This is a genomic window from Micromonospora rhizosphaerae, assembly GCF_900091465.1.
In the GTDB taxonomy this organism is placed as follows: domain Bacteria; phylum Actinomycetota; class Actinomycetes; order Mycobacteriales; family Micromonosporaceae; genus Micromonospora; species Micromonospora rhizosphaerae.
In genome coordinates, this window is sequence record NZ_FMHV01000003.1 from 1 (window position 1) to 21,395 (window position 21,395).

14 protein-coding genes and 9 pseudogenes are annotated in these 21,395 nt (G+C 72.9%); 9 read left to right on the forward strand and 14 right to left on the reverse strand.

The genetic code is table 11. The features are described 5' to 3' along the window. The 4 genes and pseudogenes from GA0070624_RS36265 to GA0070624_RS36560 form a co-directional block, all read right to left on the reverse strand. The coding region (locus GA0070624_RS36265) for an ABC transporter permease subunit (protein ID WP_245719227.1) at window positions 1–328 on the reverse strand (328 nt) is incomplete at its 3' end. Then, window positions 322–642: an ABC transporter permease family protein gene (locus GA0070624_RS36270; protein ID WP_245719228.1), complete on the reverse strand. Its 321-nt coding sequence runs from the start codon at window positions 640–642 to the stop codon at window positions 322–324. The genes GA0070624_RS36270 and GA0070624_RS36265, both read right to left, overlap by 7 nt. 186 nt (window positions 643–828) lie before the next feature. Continuing rightward, a complete protein-coding gene (locus GA0070624_RS33645; protein ID WP_281181056.1) occupies window positions 829–1,959 on the reverse strand; it encodes a peptide ABC transporter substrate-binding protein in 1,131 nt (376 codons plus the stop codon). Window positions 1,960–2,104: 145 nt separating this feature from the next. After that, a pseudogene (locus tag GA0070624_RS36560) lies at window positions 2,105–2,206 on the reverse strand (hypothetical protein); the annotation flags it as partial. Between GA0070624_RS36560 and GA0070624_RS36275 the strand changes: the two are divergent. The 4 genes and pseudogenes from GA0070624_RS36275 (at window position 2,160) to GA0070624_RS36285 (ending at window position 3,631) form a co-directional block, all read left to right on the forward strand. Next, window positions 2,160–2,336 (forward strand): hypothetical protein, encoded by a 177-nt coding sequence (locus GA0070624_RS36275; RefSeq protein WP_245719231.1) that lies wholly within the window; start codon window positions 2,160–2,162, stop codon window positions 2,334–2,336. The pseudogene GA0070624_RS36560 and the gene GA0070624_RS36275 sit on opposite strands and share 47 nt — an antisense overlap. A 584-nt stretch (window positions 2,337–2,920) precedes the next feature. Next, window positions 2,921–3,124 (forward strand): annotated as a pseudogene (locus tag GA0070624_RS37080) (PIG-L deacetylase family protein); the annotation flags it as partial. Window positions 3,125–3,140: 16 nt separating this feature from the next. Next, window positions 3,141–3,398 (forward strand): PIG-L deacetylase family protein, encoded by a 258-nt coding sequence (locus GA0070624_RS36280; RefSeq protein WP_245719229.1) that lies wholly within the window; start codon window positions 3,141–3,143, stop codon window positions 3,396–3,398. An 8-nt stretch (window positions 3,399–3,406) separates the two neighbouring features. Continuing rightward, window positions 3,407–3,631 carry a PIG-L deacetylase family protein gene (locus tag GA0070624_RS36285; RefSeq protein WP_245719230.1) on the forward strand — a complete coding sequence of 75 codons (225 nt, stop codon included), beginning with the start codon at window positions 3,407–3,409 and terminating at the stop codon, window positions 3,629–3,631. 9 nt (window positions 3,632–3,640) lie between these two features. Here GA0070624_RS36285 and GA0070624_RS33655 read toward each other — a convergent pair. Together GA0070624_RS33655 and GA0070624_RS33660 are read right to left on the reverse strand one after the other, a co-directional pair. Then, window positions 3,641–4,315, reverse strand: a pseudogene (locus GA0070624_RS33655) (response regulator). Window positions 4,316–4,317: 2 nt separating this feature from the next. Further along, a pseudogene (locus GA0070624_RS33660) lies at window positions 4,318–5,558 on the reverse strand (PspC domain-containing protein). A gap of 195 nt (window positions 5,559–5,753) precedes the next feature. On the opposite strand from GA0070624_RS33660, the gene GA0070624_RS33665 reads away from it, so the two are divergent. From GA0070624_RS33665 to GA0070624_RS33675, 3 genes and pseudogenes are all read left to right on the forward strand, one after another. Further along, complete coding sequence (locus GA0070624_RS33665) at window positions 5,754–7,640, forward strand: PspC domain-containing protein (RefSeq protein WP_091347814.1); 1,887 nt, start codon at window positions 5,754–5,756, stop codon at window positions 7,638–7,640. After that, window positions 7,637–7,873 (forward strand): annotated as a pseudogene (locus tag GA0070624_RS33670) (hypothetical protein); the annotation flags it as partial. The gene GA0070624_RS33665 and the pseudogene GA0070624_RS33670, both read left to right, overlap by 4 nt. A 532-nt stretch (window positions 7,874–8,405) precedes the next feature. Further along, window positions 8,406–9,653, forward strand: coding sequence for a phosphatidylserine decarboxylase (locus GA0070624_RS33675; protein ID WP_091347817.1), 1,248 nt, complete (start codon window positions 8,406–8,408; stop codon window positions 9,651–9,653). A gap of 61 nt (window positions 9,654–9,714) precedes the next feature. Here the strand turns inward: GA0070624_RS33675 and GA0070624_RS33680 are convergent, their stop codons facing one another. From GA0070624_RS33680 to GA0070624_RS33690, 3 genes are all read right to left on the reverse strand, one after another. Continuing rightward, the gene (locus tag GA0070624_RS33680) at window positions 9,715–10,635 is read right to left on the reverse strand and encodes a CDP-alcohol phosphatidyltransferase family protein (RefSeq protein WP_091350423.1); all 921 of its coding nucleotides are present in this window, start codon (window positions 10,633–10,635) and stop codon (window positions 9,715–9,717) included. A 347-nt stretch (window positions 10,636–10,982) separates the two neighbouring features. Then, complete coding sequence (locus tag GA0070624_RS33685; RefSeq protein ID WP_091350500.1) at window positions 10,983–11,897, reverse strand: NUDIX hydrolase; 915 nt, start codon at window positions 11,895–11,897, stop codon at window positions 10,983–10,985. A gap of 347 nt (window positions 11,898–12,244) precedes the next feature. After that, a complete protein-coding gene (locus tag GA0070624_RS33690; protein WP_091335417.1) occupies window positions 12,245–13,192 on the reverse strand; it encodes an NUDIX domain-containing protein in 948 nt (315 codons plus the stop codon). Between the two features lie 144 nt (window positions 13,193–13,336). Between GA0070624_RS33690 and GA0070624_RS33695 the strand changes: the two genes are divergently transcribed. Further along, a complete protein-coding gene (locus tag GA0070624_RS33695; protein ID WP_091335420.1) occupies window positions 13,337–13,750 on the forward strand; it encodes a PspC domain-containing protein in 414 nt (137 codons plus the stop codon). 7 nt (window positions 13,751–13,757) lie between these two features. Here GA0070624_RS33695 and guaA read toward each other — a convergent pair whose 3' ends face one another. Both guaA and GA0070624_RS33705 read right to left on the reverse strand, forming a co-directional pair. Continuing rightward, window positions 13,758–15,311, reverse strand: coding sequence for a glutamine-hydrolyzing GMP synthase (gene guaA / locus GA0070624_RS33700; protein WP_091350495.1), 1,554 nt, complete (start codon window positions 15,309–15,311; stop codon window positions 13,758–13,760). Window positions 15,312–15,385: 74 nt separating this feature from the next. After that, window positions 15,386–17,081, reverse strand: a pseudogene (locus GA0070624_RS33705) (FAD-dependent oxidoreductase). Between the two features lie 154 nt (window positions 17,082–17,235). On the opposite strand from GA0070624_RS33705, the gene GA0070624_RS36565 reads away from it, so the two are divergent. After that, window positions 17,236–18,339, forward strand: a complete 1,104-nt coding sequence (locus GA0070624_RS36565; protein WP_281181057.1) for an LCP family protein — start codon at window positions 17,236–17,238, stop codon at window positions 18,337–18,339. 6 nt (window positions 18,340–18,345) lie between these two features. On the opposite strand, the pseudogene GA0070624_RS33715 reads toward GA0070624_RS36565, so the two are convergent. From GA0070624_RS33715 to GA0070624_RS33725, 3 pseudogenes are all read right to left on the reverse strand, one after another. Beyond that, a pseudogene (locus GA0070624_RS33715) lies at window positions 18,346–19,713 on the reverse strand (M1 family metallopeptidase). Window positions 19,714–19,779: 66 nt separating this feature from the next. Beyond that, window positions 19,780–20,898 (reverse strand): annotated as a pseudogene (locus GA0070624_RS33720) (GuaB3 family IMP dehydrogenase-related protein). 28 nt (window positions 20,899–20,926) lie between these two features. Next, a pseudogene (locus tag GA0070624_RS33725) lies at window positions 20,927–21,395 on the reverse strand (IMP dehydrogenase); the annotation flags it as partial.

Genomic DNA, 21,395 nt, shown 5'->3' on the forward strand with positions numbered 1-21,395 from the left:
GCAGCAGGTGCACGCCCACCACCCGGCGCATCGGCAGGCCCTTGGCGATGGCGGTACGGACGTAGTCGGCGCGGCGGTTCTCCGCGATGCTGGTCCGCGCCACCCGGGCGATGTACGCCATCGAGGCGCTACCCAGCACGAAGCCGGGGATGATCAACTCGGAGAGCGGCATCTCGCTGGAGACGGTCGGCTTGACGATCTGCCACTGCACACCGAACAGCCACTGGAGCACGAAGCCCACGACGAAGACCGGCAGCGCGATCAGGAAAAGCGTCGAGACCAGCACCAGGTTGTCGAGGAAACCGTTGCGACGCAGGCCGGTCAGCACACCGGCGCTGAGGCCGATGACGCCTCGATGGTGAGGGCGACCACGGCCAGCTTCAGCGTGTTCGGGTAGGCGGTCAGGATGATGTCATTGATCGACCGTCCGCTGAACGTCTCGCCGAAGTCGCCCTGCAGGAGGTTCTTCATGTACATCGCGTACTGCACGAAGATGCTCTGATCGAGGTGGTACTTCTCGGTCATGAACGCGATGTAGGTGTCCGGGCAGCGCCGCTCGCCGCACTTGCCGGCGAACGGATCACCGGGGACGGCCCAGACCAGCGCGTAGATCATGAACGTGGTGCCAATGAAGACTGGCACGAGTTGAAGTAGCCGCCTCAACAGATAACGGCCCATGGGGTGGTCCTCCAGACAGGGTGCGCGTCGGACGGCCGACGCGACGGCGGTCATGTGCGAGTGTGAGTGCTGTAACACCCGCTCGCGGAACGGCCCCGGGTCGGGCCCACCGGATTTGGCGAGCCCGACCCGGGGGTCAGACCGTTCGGATCAGAGCTCGACCGAGGAGAGGTCCAGCTCGCCGACGTTGTTCAGTTCCATCTTCTTGATCTTCTCGGAGTGGCCGGACTGCTGGCCGTAGTAGTAGATCGGGATGGTGGGAACGTCCTCGTCGATCTTCTTCAGCACCTCGGCGAACTTCTGGTGCGAAGCCTCGAGGCTGGGGGCGCCGCTGGCCTCCTTGGCCAGAGCGTCGACCTGCGCGTTGCTGTAGAGGCCGTCGTTCGAGGAGCCGCCCGTGACGTAGAGCGGGTTCACCCAGTTCTCGATGTCCGGGTAGTCCTGCTGCCACGCGGCGCGGTACAGGCCCTTCATCTTGTGGGCGTTGATGTTCTGCCGGAACACCGCGAAGGTCGGCACACCCTCGGCCCGGGCGTTGATGCCCAGGTTGGTCTTCACCTGCTGGGCGACGGCCTCCATCCAGTCCTTGTGGCTGGAGTCGGCGTTGTAGTAGAAGACCATCTCGCCCTGGAAGCCACCGGCCTCCTGGAGCAGCTGCTTGGCCTGCGCCGCGTCGAACTTGCAGACGGTGCAGTTGCCCGGCTCGGCGCCCGGGGTGAGCGGGTTCGCCCAGCTGTCAGCCGGCTTGCGGGTACCGGAAGAAGATCTTCTCGGAGATCTCCTGCCGGTTGATCGCCGCGAGACGCCTTGCGCAGCTTCGCGTTCTGGAAGCGCTTGTCGTACATCGGGAACGCGATGAACGCGGTCGACGGGGGTGGTGGCCGACATGGCCCGGTCGCCCAGGTCGCTCTTCCACTTGTCGCCGGCGAGCGCCGAGGTGGGGACCGTCTCCATGAAGTCCAGGTTGCCGGCGAGCAGGTCGCTGTAGGCGGCGTTCTCGTCCTGGTACAGCTTGTAGGTGACGTCCTTGATCTTCAGCTTGTCGCGCAGGTTGTAGTCGTCGAAGCGCGTCAGCTTGATCTGGACGTTGTCCTCCCAGGAAACGAACTTCACCGGGCCGTTGCCGATCGGGTTCTTACCGAACTCCTCGGGCTTCATGGTGAAGAACTTGTCCGGCAGCGGCATGAAGGCGCTGTAGCCGAGCTTGGTCGGGAAGACCGCGGTCGGCGCGCCGAGGGTGACCTCGAAGGTCTGGTCGTCGACGACCTTCAGACCGGACATCTTGTCGGCCTTCGGAGTCGGGCCTTCTGCGGGCCCTCGCCGTCCGGGTCCTCGGTGGCGACGTCGCCGTAGCCCTGGATGTCGGCGAAGAAGCTGCCGTTCGCGGCGCGTTCGGCGAGTACGCGGCCCAGTTCCAGGCGTCGACGAAGTTCTTCGACTTCACCTCGGTACCGTCGTGGAACTTGGTACCCTTCTTGATCTTGATGGTGAAGACCTTCGAGTCCTTGGTGTCGATGGACTCCGCCAGCGCGTTCTGCGGCGCGCCACCGTTGTTCGGGTACTCGACCAGGCCGGTCCACAGCGAGTCGACGATCTTGCCGCCACCGGTCTCGGTGGTGTTCGCCGGAACCAGCGGGTTCTCCGGCTGGACGCCGTGAATGGTGATCGCGCCATCCTTGGTGGCGCCGGCGTCGCCGCCGCCGCCATCGCTCTCGAGCAACCGGTGGCGACCAGCGCGGCGGGCAACGCCGACCGCGAGGGCGCCAGTCGCCCGCTTCGAGACTCTCATTCCGAGGGGCCTCCTCTTTCTGACCTGGTTCCGTCGTGGGTTTCACGCACGTCTTGGGGGTGACGCCGCCGCCGACCCGAACCACAGGTCGACGGTTTACCGCAGAGGAAATCGGGACACCCCAGGGGTACCGATCCGCCGGGCGCCCCACCCGTCGGAGGCGACACCACGCAGGGTCAGCGGCCACGATCAGCCACGGAGGAGTGGCGTTACGTGGTCGGCGTGCCGACGAGGTGCCCCACACCGGGGGCGGGGTGCTGCAACTGTGACACTCACCGGCCCTTTCCGTGAAGGTGCCGTTATCAAGCCGTTAGTTGGCCGCCACGTTGCCGATACTTGAGAAAAGATCACGAAAGGGCCCAGTCGTACCCCTCTGAACAGGTAGATCAGGACGATAGCGGGCGGAGAAGACCCGTAGGCTCACGCTCTGTGAGCTTCCCCTCTTCTTCTCCGGTGCTACCGGACGTCCGTCGCACGCTGGCCGTATTTGCCCATCCGGATGATGTCGACTACGGCTGTGCGGGCACCATCGCCGGCTGGGTGGAGGAGGGCGTCGAGGTCGCGTACCTGATCGTCACCCGCGGCGCCTCCGGCGGCTTCGACGAAACCCCGCGAGAGGAGATGCCCTGGCTGCGCGAGGCGGAGCAGCGAGCCGCGGCCGCCGCGGTCGGGGGTGCGCCGGGTCGACTTCCTCGAGGACCACCCGGACGGGCTCCTCAGCCCCACCCCCGCGCTGCGCCGGGACATCACCGCGGCGATCCGGCGGATCCGACCCGACCGCGTGCTGACCAGCTCGCCGCTGCGCCGCTGGGAACACCTCACCGGCCCGAGCCACCCCGACCACCTGGCGGTCGGCGAGGCCACCACCTGCGCGGTCTACCCGGACGCGCGCAACCGCTTCGCCTTCCCGAACTGCTGGCCGAAGGGTTGACGCCGTGGGTGGTCCGGGAGATCTGGTACGCCGGCGGCCCCGCGCCGGACCACGCGGTCGACGTCACGGAGCAGTACGACCGCAAGGTCGCCGCCATGCGGGCGCACCGGTCGCAGACCGCGCACATGGACGTCGAGACCTGGGTGCGCGACCGGCTCGGCACGGTGGCCGAGAACGCCGGCCTGCCCGCCGGCCGGATGGCCGAGGCGTTCACCGTGCTGCGCACCGAGTGACCGGACGGATCACACCAGGCGGCGGTCCGCCGCCCACCGGACAGCTCGTACCGGTTGGACATCTGAAGCTGCGCAGCACGTTCGACACATGCGTCTCGACCGTCTTGATCGAGATGAACAGCTCCTTGGCGATCTCCTTGTACGCGTACCCCCGGGCGAGCAGCCGGAGCACCTCGCGCTCGCGGTTAGTGAGCTGGTCCAGCTCCGGGTCGGCGACCGGCGCGTCCGGCCGGGCCGCGAACGCGTCCAGCACGAAGCCGGCCAGCCGCGGGCTGAACACCGCGTCGCCCTCGGCCACCCGACGGATCGCGTCGGTGAGCTCGTCGGGCGAGATGGTCTTGGTGACGTACCCTCGGGCCCCGGCCCGGATCAGCCCGATCACGTCCTCGGCGGCGTCCGAGACGCTCAGCGCCAGGAACCGCACCTGCGGGTGGCTACGCCGCATCGCGTCCAGCACCGCCCGGCCGCCCCCGTCCGGCATGTGCACGTCGAGCAGCACCACGTCCGGCTGAGTGGCCGCGATCCGGCTGACCGCCTCGGCCACCGTACTCGCCTCGCCACCACCTCGACGCGGCCGCCGAGCTCGGCCCGGACCCCGGCCCGGAACATGGCGTGGTCGTCGACGAGGAACACCGCAGCCGCCCGTCCGGGCCTGCGCCCCTCGTCCGGTCCGTGCTCGGCCATGATCATCTGTCCCTTTCCGTCGTGGAGCCGGTCCCGTTGATCGGCATGATCAACCGAACCTCGGTCCCTCCCCCGGCCCGGAGCGGATCTCCGCCCGGCCGCCGTGCCGCTTCATCCGCCCGATGATCGACCCTCGGACGCCGTGCCGGTGATCCTCCACGGTATCCGGGTCGAAGCCCTTCCCCCGGTCCCGTACGAAGGCGCTGACCTGGTCCGGCTCCACCTCCGCGTAGAGCGACACGGTCTGCACCCCGGCGTGCCGGGCAGCGTTCACCAGCGCCTCCCGGGCGGCGGCGACGAGCGCGCCGACCCGCTCGTCCGTCTCCCGGTCGCCGACCACCACCGCCTCCACGGTGATGGCGAAGGTGTCCTCCACCTCGGCGGCGGCCTGCTCCAATGCGGCGGCGAAGCGCTCGGCCGGCGAGGCGGTCGGCTTGTAGAGCCAGTTCCGCAGCGACCGCTCCTGGCCCCGGGCCAACCGCTGCACCGTCTTGACGTCGCCGGCGTTGCGCTGGATCAGGGCCAGGGTGTGGAGCACCTGGTCGTGCACCATGGCGGCCAGTTCGGCGCGTTCCTGCTCCCGGATGCGCCCCTCCCGCTCGGAGCGGAGCTGGTTCCACGTCCGCCAGAGCACCGGCGCCGCCACCACACCGACCCCGGCCAACCCGACCAGCGCGAAGATCACCCCGTTGATCACCGCGTCGAAGTTCTGCGTCGGTGAGTAGACCGCCGCCACCCCGATGATGCCGACGGCGACGAGCACCCCGCCGCCGATGAAGCGGAGCACGAAGGCGCGGCGGTCGCTCTCCTCGACCACGGCGCCGAGCCAGGGCACCGGCATCGACTCGCCCCACTGCCGGCGGCGCTCGGGGGCGGACTGGTGCCAGATGACTCCGGCGCCCACCGCGATGATCGCGACCAGCCACCCGGCGGTGCCGGCCGCGCCCACCGAATCGAAGACCATGACCTGGGTCAACAGCACGCCCAGCCCGATCGCCACGAACGGCAGGAGCTGCGCGATGTCCCGCCGGGGCGGGACGGCGGTGTCGCCGGGGCGCAGCGGGACCACCGCCCAGAAGGCCGCGTAGAGCAGCAGGCCGAGGCCGCTCAGCCCGAGCAGGACCATGAAGGCCACCCGGACCCGGACCACCGAGATGCCCAGGTGGTCGGCGATGCCGGCGGCCACCCCGGCGGCCAACCGGTGCTCGGGGGCCCGGTAGAGGCGGGGTGGTGGCGGAGTCACGGTGCTGCTGATCGGAGGCTCCCGGGTGAGGAAACGAGGGTGCGGGCCGGTCCCGGCCGGCGCCGATTCGATCGTCACACGTCCGGACGCCTCCGGACCACGGGGACGCCCCCGACATCCGGGCCTCGGGATCTCAGGGTGGGGTCAGGGTCGGGTCCGGAGGACGATCGGACGGCCGCGGAGCAGGATCGGAGCATGACCGAGGATGCTGCCCGTCCGCCCCTGCCCGGGGCGGCACCGCCGGACGGGCCACCGCCACCCCCGCCGCCGGGACCGGCGCCGACCACCCCCGCCGACCAGACGGCGCCCCCCGCCGCCGGGCCGACGGCCGCCGCGTTCACGGGGGACGCCGGCGCCGACCGGCCTGGATCGACCACCGGGTCCGCCGACCCGCCCCCGGGCGCGTCGGCCGCCGGGTCCGCCGAGCCGCCGCCGGCCGCCGGCGCCACGCCCGGCGGGCATCCACCACCCGGGTACGCCCCGCCGCCCGGCGGCGCCGGCTTCACCTCCCGGTACGGGCTGGTCCGCCCCCGCGAGGGCCGCTACCTGGCCGGCGTCTGCGCGGCGATCGGCCGGGCCACCAACACCGACCCGGTGCTCTGGCGCGTGCTGCTCGCCGTGCTCGGCTTCTTCGGCGGCATCGGCGTCCTGATCTACGTGGCCGCCTGGCTGATCATTCCCGGCGAGGGGGACACCGCCTCACCCGTGGAGTCGATGCTCGGCCGCGGCCGGTCCAGCATGTCGCCGGTCACCGTCATCGTGCTCAGCATCCTGGTCGCGGTGAGCTTCGGCTACATCGTCACCGACGCGTTCCGGGCGGTCCTGCTCGGCGCGGCCATCCTGATCGGCGGCGCGCTGCTGCTCAATCGGGACCACCGCGCGCCGGCCGGACCGCAGGGTCCACCCGGACCCCCGCCGGCGCCACCCGGCCCCGTGCCACCGGCCAGTTGGCCGGCCCCGGGGCTCTTCACCCCGCCGGCCGGTGCCGGCGCGCCCGCCGGGGCCCCGACCTCCGGTCTTGCGCGCCAGGCCGGACCGGCGACCCCCGCCGGGGGGCCGACCGCGGCGGCCTGGGAGCCGTCGGCGGGACCGGCGACCGGTGAGCGGACCGCGGCGGGCCACCCGGCCGGCGCCGCCGCCGAACCGCCCGCCTGGTCCGGGGCCGGGCAGACCGGCGTGCTCCCCGCGCCACCCGGGGCGGAGCCCACCACGGAGCTGCCGGCCTGGTCCGGGACGCAACGGGCCGACGAGGAATCCGCCTGGTCCACACCGGAGTCCCGGGCCGAGGCGGCCGGGTGGCCGCCCGCCTCGACGACCGGCGCCGTTCCGTCCGTGCCGCCGGCGTCGCCGGTCACCGCGCCGCTGCCGCCGGGCGGTTACCGGGCCCCGTTCGCCCCCCGCGGCCCGTACGCCGGGCCGTACCCGCCGGCGCAGCCACCCGCGCCGGCGGCGAAGGCACCCAAGCGACCGAAGGAACGGTCCCCGCTCGGCGCGGTGACCTTCTCACTGATCTTCCTGGCCCTCGGCGTGGTCGCCGTGCTCGACCTGCTGGACGTCTTCCCCGTCGGCGCGGCCGGGTACTTCGCCGCGGCGCTGGCCACCATCGGGCTCGGGCTGCTGGTCGGCACCTGGTTCGGCCGGGCCCGCTGGCTGATCGCGCTCGGCCTGGTGACCGCCGCCGCGCTCGGCGTGGCCACCGTCGCCGAGTCCTACGACCGGGTACGCGGGGTGGACGGCAACGTGACCTGGGCACCGACCGACTACCGCGATCTGGCGGTCCGGTACGAGAACAACTTCGGCGACGCCGTGCTCGACCTGCGCGCGGTCGACTTCGACAAGAAGGACACCCAGATCACCGTGGCGGTCAACTTCGGCGAGGCGACCGTGGTGGTCCCGCCGAACGTCGACGTCACCACGGTGGCCGACGTGAACGCCGGTGACGCCACCGTCTTCGGTCGCCGCTCCGGCGGGCTGCACGGCCGCCAGCGGGAGAGCACCGACCTCGGCCCGGACGGGCCCGGCGGTGGCACCCTGCGCCTGCTCATCCACGTCAACGCCGGCAACCTGGAGGTGACCCGGTGAAGGCCCACCGCACGGACGTCGTCTCGTTCGCCTTCGGGCTGGTCTTCCTGGCCCTGTCCGTCTGGTGGCTGCTCGCCCGGATTCTCGGGCTCACCCTGCCCCCGGTGGGCTGGTTCCTGGCCGGCGCGCTCATCCTGATCGGAGTGCTGGGAGTGGCCGGCGCGCTGCGCTCCGGGCGGCACGCGGACCGGAACCCGTCCGCGGACGGCACGGACGCCGAGACCACGGTGTCGGCGCCCTATGCGGACGGCACCCGGGGGTGGGCCGGGCCGGAGCGCACCGAGGCCGACGAATGGCCCACCGACGCGGTGGCGGACGTGCCGACCGAGGCGATCGAGGACCGCCCGGTCAGCGGCCCAGGAGGCGAGCCGCGCTGGTCGCCGTCCGCACCGCCCGGCGACCTGGCTGGCCACGAGCGGCAGGATGCCGGCACCGAGCCGGCGACCGACGAGCTGCCGGCCGTCGGCGACGAGCCCGGCGTCAGGACGCGGCCGACGACCGGGGAGGACCGGTCCGACTGAGCCGACAGCGGTGCCCCGGGCGGAGTGGCCGGCCCCACCCCCGGGTCCTCGTCGATCACGCGGGCGATGATGGCCCGCCACGGCGATGCGAGTCTCCTGCGGAGGCGCATATGCTGGCCGGTGGAGATCTCGCCTCCGCCGGCCGGCCCGCGCCGCGGGGCCTCGTCCGCGGCTCAGCCGGTCAGGTCGCCGTGGCGGTCCCGCCGCGATTCCCCGTCTCTACCTCGTCAGGAGCCCGTCCGACATGACCCAGTCCCCCGCCGTGCGCACCACCGGCCCCTCCGGTCCGGTCCGCATCGGCGAGCGCGCCGCCCGTACCCTCGTCACCGAGCTCGCCCGGCGTAACGACCCGAAGGCGGCCCTGCTGATCGGCGCGACCCCGGGGTCCGCGGTCCTGGCCGCGGCGGTCGAGGCGCTGCTTCCCGGCGACCGGCTCACCGTCGTGCCGGCGGAGGGATGCTCCCCCGCCGCGCTGCGCGAGCACGTGTCGGCCCAGGGCGGCTGGGTCGCCGACCGGGTCCGGGTGGCCGCCACCCTCGCCGAGGCCGACGCCGCCGAGGTGGTCATCGCCGCCGAACCGCTCACCGGCACCGCCGAGGAGGCGCGCGCGACCGTCAACGGCCTGGCCAAGTACCTGACCGACGGCTCCGTGCTGAGCGTGGCCGCACCGATCTTCCGGACCGAGGGCGCCGCCGCCGAGCTGGACCGGCAGGGCGTGCTGCACGGGGTCCGGACCGACCTGGTGCTGCGGAACTCCCCGCCGGTCCGGGTGCACCACCTGCGCTTCACCCCGGCCAGCGCCGCGCTCGCCGCCCGGCTCTCCCCGGCGTACCGGCCGTCCAGCGTGCCGCTGGCCCGCAACATGCACATCGACTCCAACGGGGTCGCCGCGGCCGGCATCAGCCTCGGTCTGGCCGCGCTGGCCCGGATGACCCGGCCGAAGTCGAAGCTCTGGCTGCTGCCGGCGCTCGCCGCCGCCCCGGTGGCCGCCTTCTTCCGGGACCCGGAGCGGGACATCCCCGAGGATCCGTCGGCCGTGGTCGCCGCCGCGGACGGTCAGGTTCTCTCCGTTCAGCGGCTGCACGACGAGCGCTTCGGCGAGGGCGAGTGGCTGCGGATCGCGGTCTTCCTCTCCGTGCTGGACGTGCACGTCAACCGCGCCCCGGTGGCCGGCAAGGTGGTCGACTACTTCGTCGCCGACGGCGGCTTCGTCAACGCGATGAAGCCGGACGCCGAGCACAACGTGGCGGCGTACACGGTGCTGGACACCGAGCACGGCACGGTGGTCGTCGCGCAGCGCACCGGCCTGATCGCCCGGCGGATCGTGCAGCGGGCGCCGGTCGGCGCGCTGCTGGCCAAGGGCGAGCGCTTCGGGCTGATCCGGTTCGGCTCCCGGACCGACGTCTACCTCCCGGCGGACGCCGCCGAGCCGCTGGTCGGCCCGGGCGACAAGGTGGTCGGCGGCTCGACCGTGATCGCCCGCTGGGTCTGAGCCCGGACGCGCGAAGAGGGGCGTCGCGGTCGCGGCGCCCCTCTTCGCGTACGTCGGTGGATCAGGCGGTGTGGCGCTGGTGCAGCCAGAGCAGCGGACCGCTGACCAGGTAGCCCACCACCACCAGGGCGAAGGTGAGCCGGATGTCGACCAGCGCGCCGATCACCGGGGCCAGCCAGAGCCACGGCGGCAGCTTGACCAGCCGGGCGACCTTGGCGTACGGGAAGCTGGAGACCATGGCGACGCCGAGCAGCGCCACCCCGCCGACCATCACCAGGCCGGACACCGGCAGCCCGATCGCCACCGTCAGGGCCAGCACGGCGGCCGCCATGGTGGTGGGCACGCCGCAGAAGAACCGGCCGTCCTTCGGCGAGACGTTGAACCGGGCGAGCCGGATCGCGGCGCAGGCCGCCACGAGGGCGCAGGCCACCGCGGCGGCCGCCGGTGGGACCGAGCCGGCCAGCGAGGCGTAGACCACCACCGGGGCGGCGAGCCCGAACGAGCACATGTCGGCCAGCGAGTCCATCTGCGCGCCGAACGGGCTGGCCACGCCGAGCTTGCGGGCCAGTGCGCCGTCCAGGCCGTCGAAGGCGACGCAGGCGATCAGGCAGAGCGCCGCGACCCGGACCTCGCCCTGCATGGCCAGGAAGATGGCCAGCATGCCGAGCATCAGGCTGCTCAGCGTGCAGGCGTTCACCACGGCGAACTTCATCCGGCGGGCGGCCGTGCGATCACCCGGCAGCAGCGGGATGGACATCGGCGGCGCGTCGTCGACCGGCGACGTGGGGGCCAGCGCCGGGCTGACCGGCACCACGGCCTCGACCTCGGCGCGGTCGAACCGGTCGCGGCCGTACCGGCGGCGCTGCCGGTCGGTGTAGCGGTGGTCGGGCACGACCAGGTCGTTGCCGGGGACGGCGTCGACATCACGGCGACCCACCCGGACCAGCAGCACCTGGCGGGCAAACGTGCTGCTGCGGCGCAGCCGGCCCGCCCAGCGACGCCCTGCGGGGCGCGGACTGTCAGTCGTACGACGCCGGCGCCATGGGGCTCTCGGCACGCTTCCTCCATCACCGGATCGGCTGACCGCCACGAGGGCGGGTGTCCGGCTGTCTCGTGCCGGACCGCTTTCGGGCCCGGCAGCCGTTTGCGGAGTAACACCATTGCATAAGGGAACGGGGCTTGGCGATAGCTGCCGGCGGTACTTATATCTCCCTTAAACCGCGCGAACTGCCCTCATATTGCCATCTCGGGCGTCATCGCCCGTTTCCTCCGCCAATCCCAAGTCCCGACTGTACCGGAGGCGGCCCAGGTGGGCTCGACAAGTGGGCGCTACCACCCCGAGCGTCCGGTTGCCCGGGCCGCCACCTCGGTCATCCGCAGCCGGCTGACCCGCTCCGGAGCGAACCAGGCCGCCCTGGCGGTGGAGCCGCCGGCGAGTTCGGTCACCACCGCCTCGGTGGGGGCGTCCACCCGGACCCGGTAGATCACCCGGACCGAGTGCCAGTCCAACGGCCGTCCCTCGGGACCGAGCGCGGCGGGGTTGTGCAGGTTGTCGACGGCCATCAGGTCGACCACCCGACCGAGCTGGCCGGCCTCCTCGACCAGCTCCCGGAGCAGGCCTGCGGCCGGCTGCTCCCCGTGGTCGGTGCCGCCGCCGGGCAGGTGCCACCGCCCGGCCCCCGGGTAACCCTCAGCGATCATGGTCAGCAGCACCCGGTCGGCCGGGTCGGTGACCAGCCCGTACGCGGCGAAGCGCTGGCGCCGGTCGGTGGCGGGCGGAGCGGCGTGCGCGGGCGGCAGGGCCCGGGGCAGGTCCCGCGGCAGGGGCGCCACCGGAAGCCCGAGCAGCTCGGCGGTGAACGGCATCAGCGGCACTCCCGCCGCCTCGTCAGGGGTGAACCAGCGCAGCTCGTCGCTGCCGCCGGCCGGCTCCGGGCGGAGCTCGCCTCCCCGCGCCTCGACGTCGAACACCAGCCGGTCGGTGTGCACGATGACACCGGCGTCCCGGAAGGTGGCCACGTCGGCCACGGCGTCCCGCACCCCGGTCACGCGGACGGCCAGCCCGGTCTCCTCGGCGAACTCACGCACCACCGCGGCGGCGGGATGCTCGGCGTGCTTCAGCCCGCCGCCGGGCAGCTGCCACACTCCGGGGTACGGGCAGCCGGCGGATCCTCGGGCCAGAAGTACCCGCCCGTCGGCGTCCCCCAGCACCCCGTACGCCCCGATCCGCCGCCGCTGCTCCACCAGCTCCCCCAATTCCCGCCTCCCGGCCCGTCCGGTTACCCCGTCGATCATGAATTTATTGCCCGCGAGGGTGTGGTGACGTTCGGGCTCATCGGTTGAGGGCGATCGCTACCCGGGGGAGCAGGGGGGTTACCCGCGGCCTGGCGCGGCGTTGTCGACGGCCCGGCGGCCGCACCGCGTCCCTCGGACATCGCCGGGCGGTCGGGCCCGCGGGGACGTGTCCCTGAGGAGCAATATGCCTGAGCGCGCCTCGCTCAGCTCATCGCGCCCCGACGAGCGCACTCACCACTTGCCCCGCCCATCCGGGTAGCAACCTCATCATCTTGGAAGCGGCGGGAGGGCGCGGGTCAGGTGAGTTGGGCGGCCTGGACGGCTTCGGCGGTGACCTCGGTCAGGCGGTCGGTGGGGAGGGCGCCGAGCTCCTCCCGGCGGAACCAGCGGGCCTCGCAGGTGGAGCCGCCGACGTCGACGACCTTGGGCGGGGCGGGCTGGTCGACGATCACCCGGTAGAAGGCGCGGACCCCGTGCCAGTCGATCGGGTAGCCCTCGGGACCGAGTGAGGCGGCGTCCCGGTGGCTGGCCACGCCGAGCAGCTCAACCAGCCGGCCGTTCTGCCCGGTCTCCTCCACCAGCTCCCGGATCAGCGCCGCGCCCGGCTGCTCGCCGTAGTCGGTGCCGCCCCCCGGCAGGTGCCAGCAGCCGGCGCCCGGGTAGCCGTCGGAGACCCGGGTGAGCAGCACCCGGCCCTCCGGGTCGGTGACCACGGCGTACGCCGCGAAGCGCTGCGCCCGGTGCAGGCCGTCGGGCCCGGGCACCGCGTAGAAGGAGGGGAACTCGGGGACCTCCTTCGGCACCACGTCGGCCGAGGAGGCGGGGAGACCCAGGGCGCGCGCGGCGAACGACCGCAGCGGCAGCTCCCGGGCCTCGTCGAGGCTGAACCAGCGGGCCAGGTCGGTCGGGCGGTCCACCCGGTCGGTCAGCGTCCCGCCCCGCACCGAGACCGTGTAGATCAGGCGGTCGGTGTGGATGGTGATGCCGCGCTCGGGCAGCGCCCGCATGTCGGCGAGGACGTCCCGGAGCCCGGCGACGGCGACCGAGAGCCCGGTCTCCGCCGCCGTCTCGCGGACGACGGTGTGGTTGGGGTCCTCGCCGTGGTCGACCGCCCCGCCGGGCAGGGACCACGCGCCAGGGGTGCCGGAGCGCTCAGATGCGTGGACCAGCAACACTCGGCCGTCTGGGTCAGCACAAACTGCGTATGCCGCGATCCTGCGGAGCGGCTCCAGCAAGGTGGTCACGGGTGAAAATTCTCCCCCGACCCGGTTACCGCCATCGAAAAGAGTCAGATTCCTGACACTAGGCTGGCACCTCAGGGATCGTTCAGGGTAGGAGTCCGGGCGGTCACCGAGGTCGCCCGCCCGCCGGCGCGGGACCGTGGGGACATGACCTTCACGAACGCCCCTCAGGCCCCGTACAAGCAGCTCCGGCGACCGGCCACCGACCGCATGGTGGCCGGGGTCGCCAGCGGCCTCGGCCGCTACCTCGGCGTCGACCCCACCCTGGTCCGGGTGGTCTTCGCCCTCGCCACCCTGGCCACCGGCGGGCTCGCCGCGCTGGCGTACCCGATCATGTGGTTCCTGATGCCGGAGGAGCCCGCGGGCGCCCCCGCCTGGCCGCACCCGGCGGGCGCCGCGCCGCACGGCTGGCCGACGCCGCCCGCGAGCCCGCCCCAGGCCGCCGGACCGGCCGCGCAGCCGTGGCCTACCGCGCCCGCCGGACCGGCGGCGGCGCCGGAGGCGGCGAGCACGCCGGAGCCGACGCCCCGGCCGCAGCCTCAGCCGCCGACGGCCGGGTGAGCCGGCCTCACTCCCACTCGATGGTGCCCGGCGGCTTGCTGGTCACGTCCAGGACGACCCGGTTCACCTCGGCCACCTCGTTGGTGATCCGGGTGGAGATCCGGGCGATCACCTCGTAGGGCAGCCGGGACCAGTCGGCGGTCATGGCGTCCTCGCTGGAGACCGGGCGCAGCACCACGGGATGTCCGTAGCTGCGCTCGTCCCCCTGCACGCCGACGCTGCGCACGTCGGCCAGGAGCACCACCGGGAACTGCCAGACGCCCCGGTCGAGACCGGCGGCGCTCAGCTCCTCCCGGGCGATCAGGTCGGCCTTGCGGAGCAGGTCCAGCCGCTCCTTGTCGACCGCGCCGATGATCCGGATGGCCAGGCCGGGGCCGGGGAACGGGTGCCGCCAGACCATCGCCTCGGGCAGGCCCAGCTCCAGGCCGAGCTTGCGGACCTCGTCCTTGAAGAGCGTGCGCAGCGGCTCGACCAGGGCGAACTTCAGGTCCTCCGGCAGGCCGCCGACGTTGTGGTGGCTCTTGATGTTGGCGGTGCCGGTACCGCCGCCGGACTCCACCACGTCCGGGTAGAGGGTGCCCTGCACCAGGAACTCGACGTCGCCGTGCGAGGCGATCTCCCGGGCGGCGGCCTCGAAGACCCGGATGAACTCCCGGCCGATGACCTTGCGCTTCTGCTCGGGGTCGGTCACCCCGGCGAGCGCGCCGAGGAAGCGGTCCTGCGCGTCGACCACCTTGAGCTTGATCCCGGTGGCGGCGACGTAGTCCTTCTCCACCTGCTCGGCCTCGCCGGCGCGGAGCAGGCCGTGGTCGACGAAGACGCAGGTGAGCTGGTCACCGACGGCCTTGTGCACCAGCGCGGCGGCGACCGCGGAGTCGACCCCGCCCGAGAGGCCACAGATGACCTCCTTGTCGCCGACCTGCTCCCGGATCCGGGCCACCTGCTCCTCGATGATGTTCTCGGGGGTCCAGGTGGGCTCGATGCCGGCGATGTCGTAGAGGAAGCGGGTGAGCATCTCCTGGCCGTGCGCGGTGTGCCCGACCTCGGGGTGGAACTGCACCCCGGCCCGGCGGCCGGCCAGGTCCTCGAAGGCGGCGACCGGCGCGCCCGCCGACTCGGCGGTGACGGTGAAGCCCTCCGGGGCCTCGGTCACGCAGTCGCCGTGGCTCATCCACACCGGCAGGTCGTCCGGCAGTTCGCGGAGCAGCACCCCGGCCTCGGCGCGGGCGCGCAGGGGGGTGCCCCCGTACTCGCGGTTGCCGGTCCTCGCGACCGTGCCGCCGAGCGCCTGGGCCATCGCCTGGAAGCCGTAGCAGATGCCGAAGACCGGCACGTCCGCCGCGAACATCCCGGCGTCGATCTGGGGCGCGCCGGGCGCGTAGACGCTGGACGGCCCGCCGGAGAGGATGATCGCGGCCGGCTTCTTCGCCAGCATCTCGGCGACCGGCATCGAGTGCGGGACGATCTCCGAGTAGACCTTCGCCTCGCGCACCCGGCGCGCGATGAGCTGGGCGTACTGGGCTCCGAAGTCCACCACGAGGACGGGGCGAGGCGTGCTCATGTGCAGAAAGCCTACCGACCGTGACGCCCCGCCCGGCCGTTGCCCGGGCGGTGTCCGCGCCGGTGTTGCGCGGCTCACCCCCGCAGTGCACCGGGGGCGTCCGCCGGGACCGCCGGGTGGCGCGGGGAGACCGGCTCCAACCGCCGGTACGCCTCGCCGAGCGGCGGCCGGGGATCCGGTTCGCCCTTGTTCGGCCAGAAGGCCATGGCCCGTTCCGCCTGGGCAGTGATGGTCAGCGAGGGGTTCACCCCGAGGTTCGCCGAGACTGCGGCGCCGTCCACCACGTGCAGCCCCGGGTGCCCGTAGACCCGGTGGTACGGGTCGATCACCCCGTCGTCGGCGGTGGCCCCGATCACCGCCCCACCGAGGATGTGCGCGGTCATCGGGATGTTGAACGGCTCGGTGAGCGCACCGCCGGGCGTACCGCCGATCTCATCGGCGAGCAACCGGACCGCCTGGTTGCCGGCGGGGATCCAGGTCGGGTTCGGCGCGCCGTGGCCCGGGCCGGAGACCAGCCGCCGGCCGAACGGCCCCCGCCGCCAGCGGGTGGTGAGCGAGTTGTCCGCCGACTGCATCACCAGGGCGATCACGGTCCGCTCGGACCAGCCGCGGACGGAGAGCATCCGGGCGGCCAGCCCGGGCTGCCGGAGGATGCTGCCCAGCCAGCGCCGGACCCGGTGTGGGCCGCCGTCCACCAGCAGCGACTGGAGCAGCCCCATCGCGTTCGAGCCCCGGCCGTAGCGGACCGGTTCGATGTGGGTCTGCGGGTCGGGGTGGAACGAGCTGGTGATCGCCACCCCCTCGGTGAAGTCCAGCCCCCGCTGCCGGGCCTGCTGCCGCGGCACCGACGCGCCGAGGATGGCCTCGGAGTTGGTCCGGGTCAGCTCGCCGAGCCGGGACGAGAGCCCGGGCAGCGCGCCGGTCGCCTTCATCTCGTGCAGCAGCCGCTGGGTGCCGAGCGCGCCGGCCGCGAAGACCACCTGGTCGGCGTGGATCACCTGGCGCCGCCTGCGCAACCAGGCGCCGGTGCGCTCGGTGTGCACCTCGTATCCGCCATCGGCCGCGGAGCGGACCACGGTGGCGGTGGTGAGCGGGTGGACCTGGACGTCGAGCCGCTCGGCCAGCCAGAGGTAGTTCTTGACCAGAGTGTTCTTCGCGCCGTGCCGACAGCCGGTCATGCACGAGCCGCAGTGCGTGCAGCCGGTGCGCGCCGGCCCGACGCCGCCGAAGTACGGGTCGGGCACCCGCTCTCCGGGACGGCCGATGTGCACGCCGACCGGGGTGGCGTGGAAGGTGTGCCCGACCCCATCCGCTCGGCCACCGTGCGCATCGCCCGGTCCGCGCCGGTGGCGATCGGGTACGTGGTGACGCCGAGCATCCGCTTCGCCTGGTCGTAGTGCCGGGCCAGCTCGTCGCGCCAGTCGGTGATGCCCCGCCACTGCGGATCGGTGTAGAACGCGTCGAGCGGCTCGTAGAGGGTGTTGGCGTAGACAACGAGCCGCCGCCCACGCCCGCGCCGGAGAGCACCATGACCCCGCCGCCGGCCTTCCGGTCCGCCGAGCGGAGCAGCGTGATCCGCTGGAGGCCGTAGCAGCCCAGCTTGGGGCCCAGAGGAAGCGCCGCGGCCCGCCAGGAGGTCTGCGGGAACTCGTCGTCGGCGAAGCGCCGGCCGGCCTCCAGCACGCCGACGGTGTAGCCCTTCTCCGCGAGCCGCAGCGCGGTGACGCTGCCGCCGAATCCTGACCCGATGACGACCACGTCGTACCGCATGAAGGCATCATTACCGACCGGTAGCAGTCGCGCCAGCGGCAGTTTTCCGCGATCATGCAGGACGCGCGACCGACCCGGAGCGCGCCGGGCCGCAACCTGAAGTGCCCGTCGGAGCGTTGTCCAGATACGGGGAAGGGGGCACCGATGGCCCAGGGTGCACGAACGGCACGTCGACGCTGGCCGCTGGGGCTGGCGGCCCTGCTCACGGTGCTCCTGGTCGCCTCCGCGCGGTGGTGGTCGGCAAGTTGCTCTCCCGGTCCGCGCCCGCCCCCGGCCCGGTCGCCGGCTCGGCCACCCGGCGCCGGAGACGAGTGCCCCGGCCAGCCCCACCCCGCCGCCCGGCGCCGACATCACCGGGCCGCTGAACTTCCTCATCGTCGGGGTGGACACCCGGGTCACCGTGCCGGGCTGGGAGCCGCACGCCGACGCGGTGATGGTCATGCACGTGGAGCCGGGGCTGAAGCGGGCGTACCTCTTTTCCCTCCCCCGCGACTGGTGGTCGACATCCCGGCCTACCCGAAGTCCCGGTTACCGGGGCGGCCGGACCAAGCTCACCCATGCGATGAGCTACGGCAGCCGGGTGCCCGGCGACAAGGCCCACCCGAGCACCGCCCAGGGTTACGAGCTGCTGCGCATCACGGTCAGCCGGTACACCGGGCTGCGCATCGACGCCGGCGCGGTGCTCACCTTCTTCGGCTTCGACCGGCTGATCGACGCCCTGGGCGGGGTGGACCTCTACATCGACCAGCGGGTCGCCTCGATCCACCGGCGCCCCGACGGGCAGTACCGGCAGCACACCGCCGGCGGGTACGTCGGACCGCAGATGGTCTACGAGAAGGGCACCCGCCACCTCAACGGCTGGCAGGCGCGGGACTACGCCCGGCAGCGCTACATCGCCGGGGGTGACTACGCGCGGCAGCGTCACCAGCAGCAGCTGATCCGGGCGCTGGTCCGCAAGATCCTCGACCAGGGGCTGGCCCGGGACCCGGACCGGGTCCAGCAGGTGGTCCGCGCCCTCGGCAAGACCATGGTGTACGCCGGTGGCGGCACCCGGCTGATCGACTTCGCGTACGCCCTCGGCGGGATGCCCGCAAACGGTCTGGTCCTGGTCGGCCTCCCCGGCAGCGGGGTGGGCAAGGACGGCGCCTACCGCGGCGAACAACTCCGCCCGGTCGCCCGCCAGTTCTTCACCGAACTCCGCGCCGGCCGCGCCGAGGCGTTCCTCTCCAGCCACCCGACCCTGCGCGTCAAGACCTGACCGAGGTCAGCGGGGCTTCGGCTCGGCGGGGCGCTCGGCGCCGTAGAGCCAGGCGTCGAAGAGCGGACGCAGCGGCCGGCCGGCCACCCGTTCGGCGTACGCGACGAAGTCGGCGGTGGTGACGGTGCCGTCCCGGTGCTCGGCCGTCCAGCCGCGCATGATGCGGAAGAAGGTGTCGTCGCCGACCGCGCGGCGCAGCGCGTGCACGGCCAGTGCCCCGCGCTTGTAGACGGCGTCGCCGAACATCGCCGGCCGGCCCGGGTCCACCGACGGCTTGGTCCAGTCGGTCGCCGCGTACTCGGCGATGAAGGCCTCCGCCACGGGGCGTCCGCCGTCGTGCTCGTCCCAGAGCCATTCCGCGTACGTGGCGAAGCCCTCGTTGAGCCACAGGTCGCTCCACCGGGCCACCGAGACGCTGTCGCCGAACCACTGGTGGGCCAGCTCGTGCGCGACCACGGTGGTGTTCGGCCGACCGGCGCGGAAGAAGCCCGGCCCGTAGACCGGCCGGGACTGGGTTTCCAGCGCGTACCGGATGCGCTCGTCGGCGATCGCGATGCCCGCCGTACGCGGCGAACGGTACGGCCCGAAGCGGTCGGTCAGGAAGTCCGCCACCTCCCCGGTCCGGGCGATCGAGGCGGCCGCCGGCCCGTCCGCCGGCAGCCCGGCGGCGACGCGGTGACCATCGGCTTCCCGGCGTGCGTACCCGTCGACACCCGATAGTTCCCGATCACCAGCGTGGTCAGGTAGCTGGCCATCGGCGATCCCTCGGACCAGGTCCAGGTGGTCCAGCCGCCCCGGCTGGTCCGCCGCGCAGCACGCCGTTGCTCAGCGCGGCGAGTCCGTCCGGGACGGTGATCTCCAGGTCGTAGGTGGCCTTGTCGGACGGGTGGTCGTTGACCGGGAACCAGGTGCTGGCCGACTCCGGCTGGCCGAGGGCGATCGCGCCGTCGGGCGTGGCGAGGAAGCCGCCGCTGCCCAGCTCGCCGCTGGGCAGCGGTCGCGGCACCCCGGCGTACGCCACGTCGACGGTGAACTGCCTCCCCGACGGCAGCCCGTGCGCCGGGGTGACGACCAACTCGTTGCCGTCCCGCCGGTGCCTCGCCGGGGCGCCGTCGACGCGTACCTGATCGACGGTGAGGCCGGCGAGGTCCAGGTTGAACCGGGACAGCCCGGTGGTGGCGGTGGCGGTGACGGTCGCTTCGCCGGTGAGCCGGTCGCTCGCCGGGTCGTAGCGGACCCTCAGCTGGTAGCCGGCCACGTCGTAGCCGCCGTTGCCGGCCCCCGGCACGTACGGGTCACCCGCGTCGGCCGCCCCGGGGTGGAACCGCTCCTCGTCCGCTGGGTGCACCCACCCAGCACCAGCGCCCCGACCAGCGCCCGCCGCGCACCAGCCCGACCCCACCTCACCGGCTGAGCCTAAGCCGACGAACTGGGTCGAGGTCAGCGGTCAAGGACGAGGCCGACCTTCTGGAACTCCTTGAGGTCGCGATAGCCGCACTTGGCCATGGCCCGGCGCAGACCGCCGAACAGGTTTGAGCTGGCCGTCGGGCTGGTCGGCCGGGCCGAAGAGGAGCTGCTCCATCGGGCCGATCGGCTCGTTCGCCACCTCGAACGCGCCGCGCGGCAGCGACGGGTGGCTGGCGGCCGAGTGCCACCAGGCGCCACCGGCCGGTGCCTCCTCGCAGAGCGAGAGCGGCTCGCCGAGCATCACCGCGTCCGCGCCGCAGCCGAGCGCCTTGGCGATGTCGCCGGAGGTCCGGATGTCGCCGTCGGCGATCAGGTGCACGTACCGGCCGCCGGTCTCGTCCAGGTAGTCCCGGCGGGCCGCGGCGGCGTCGGCGATCGCGGTGGCCATCGGCACCCGGATGCCGAGCACCGAGTCCGTGGTCGACCAGTCGTCGCCGCCGATGCCGACGATCACGCCGGCCGCGCCGGTCCGCATCAGGTGCAGCGCGGTCTTGTAGTCGGTGCAGCCGCCGACGATGACCGGCAGGTCGAGGTCGGCGATGAACTCCTTGAGGTTGAGCGGCTCTTCGGTGGTGGAGACGTGCTCGGCGGAGACGATGGTGCCCTGGATGACCAGGATGTCCACGCCGGCGTCGAGGATCACCGGGGCGAGCGCCAGGGTGTGCTGCGGGGAGACCCGGACGGCCACCGTGCCGCCCCCGGCCCGCAGCTCGCGGACCCGCTCGGCGATCAGGTCGGGGCGGATCGGCTCGGCGTACACCTCCTGGAGGCGCTTGGTCGCCCGCGTCTCATCGTCGAGGGCGGCCAACTCCTCGAGCACCTTGGTCGGGTTCTCGTACCGGGTCCAGAGACCCTCGACGTTGAGCACGCCGAGCCCGCCGAGCTGGTTGAGCCGGACCGCCGAGGACGGGCTCATGGTGGCGTCGGAGGGGTGCCCGACGCAGGGGATGCCGAACTGGTACGCGTCGAGCTGCCACGCGGTCGAGACGTCGTCGACGTCCCGGGTCCGGCGGCTCGGCACGATGGCGATGTCGTCCAGGTGGTAGCCGCGCTGCGCGGTCTTGCCCAGCCGATCTCGACCACGTCACGCATGGGGGACTCCAGGTGGTTGGGGGGATGATCAGCGGGAGTGGTAGTTGGGCGCCTCGACGGTCATCTGGATGTCGTGCGGGTGGCTCTCCTTGAGCCCGGCCCGCGGTGATCCGGATGAGCTGCCCCCCGCCGGTGCAGCTCGGGGATACTCTCCGCGCCGACGTACCCCATCGCGGCGCGCAGCCCGCCGATGAGCTGGTGGGCGACCGCGGAGAGTGGGCCGCGGTACGGCACCTGGCCCTCGACGCCCTCGGGGACCAGCTTGTCCTCGGCGAGCCAGTCCTGCTGGAAGTAGCGGTCCTTGGAATAGGACCTGGCCTGGCCGCGGGACTGCATCGCGCCGAGCGAGCCCATCCCCCGGTACGCCTTGTACTGCTTGCCGTTCATGAAGATCAGCTCGCCGGGGCTCTCCTCGCAGCCGGCCAGCAGGCTGCCGAGCATCACCGTGTCGGCACCGGCCACCAGTGCCTTGGCGATGTCGCCCGAGTACTGGATGC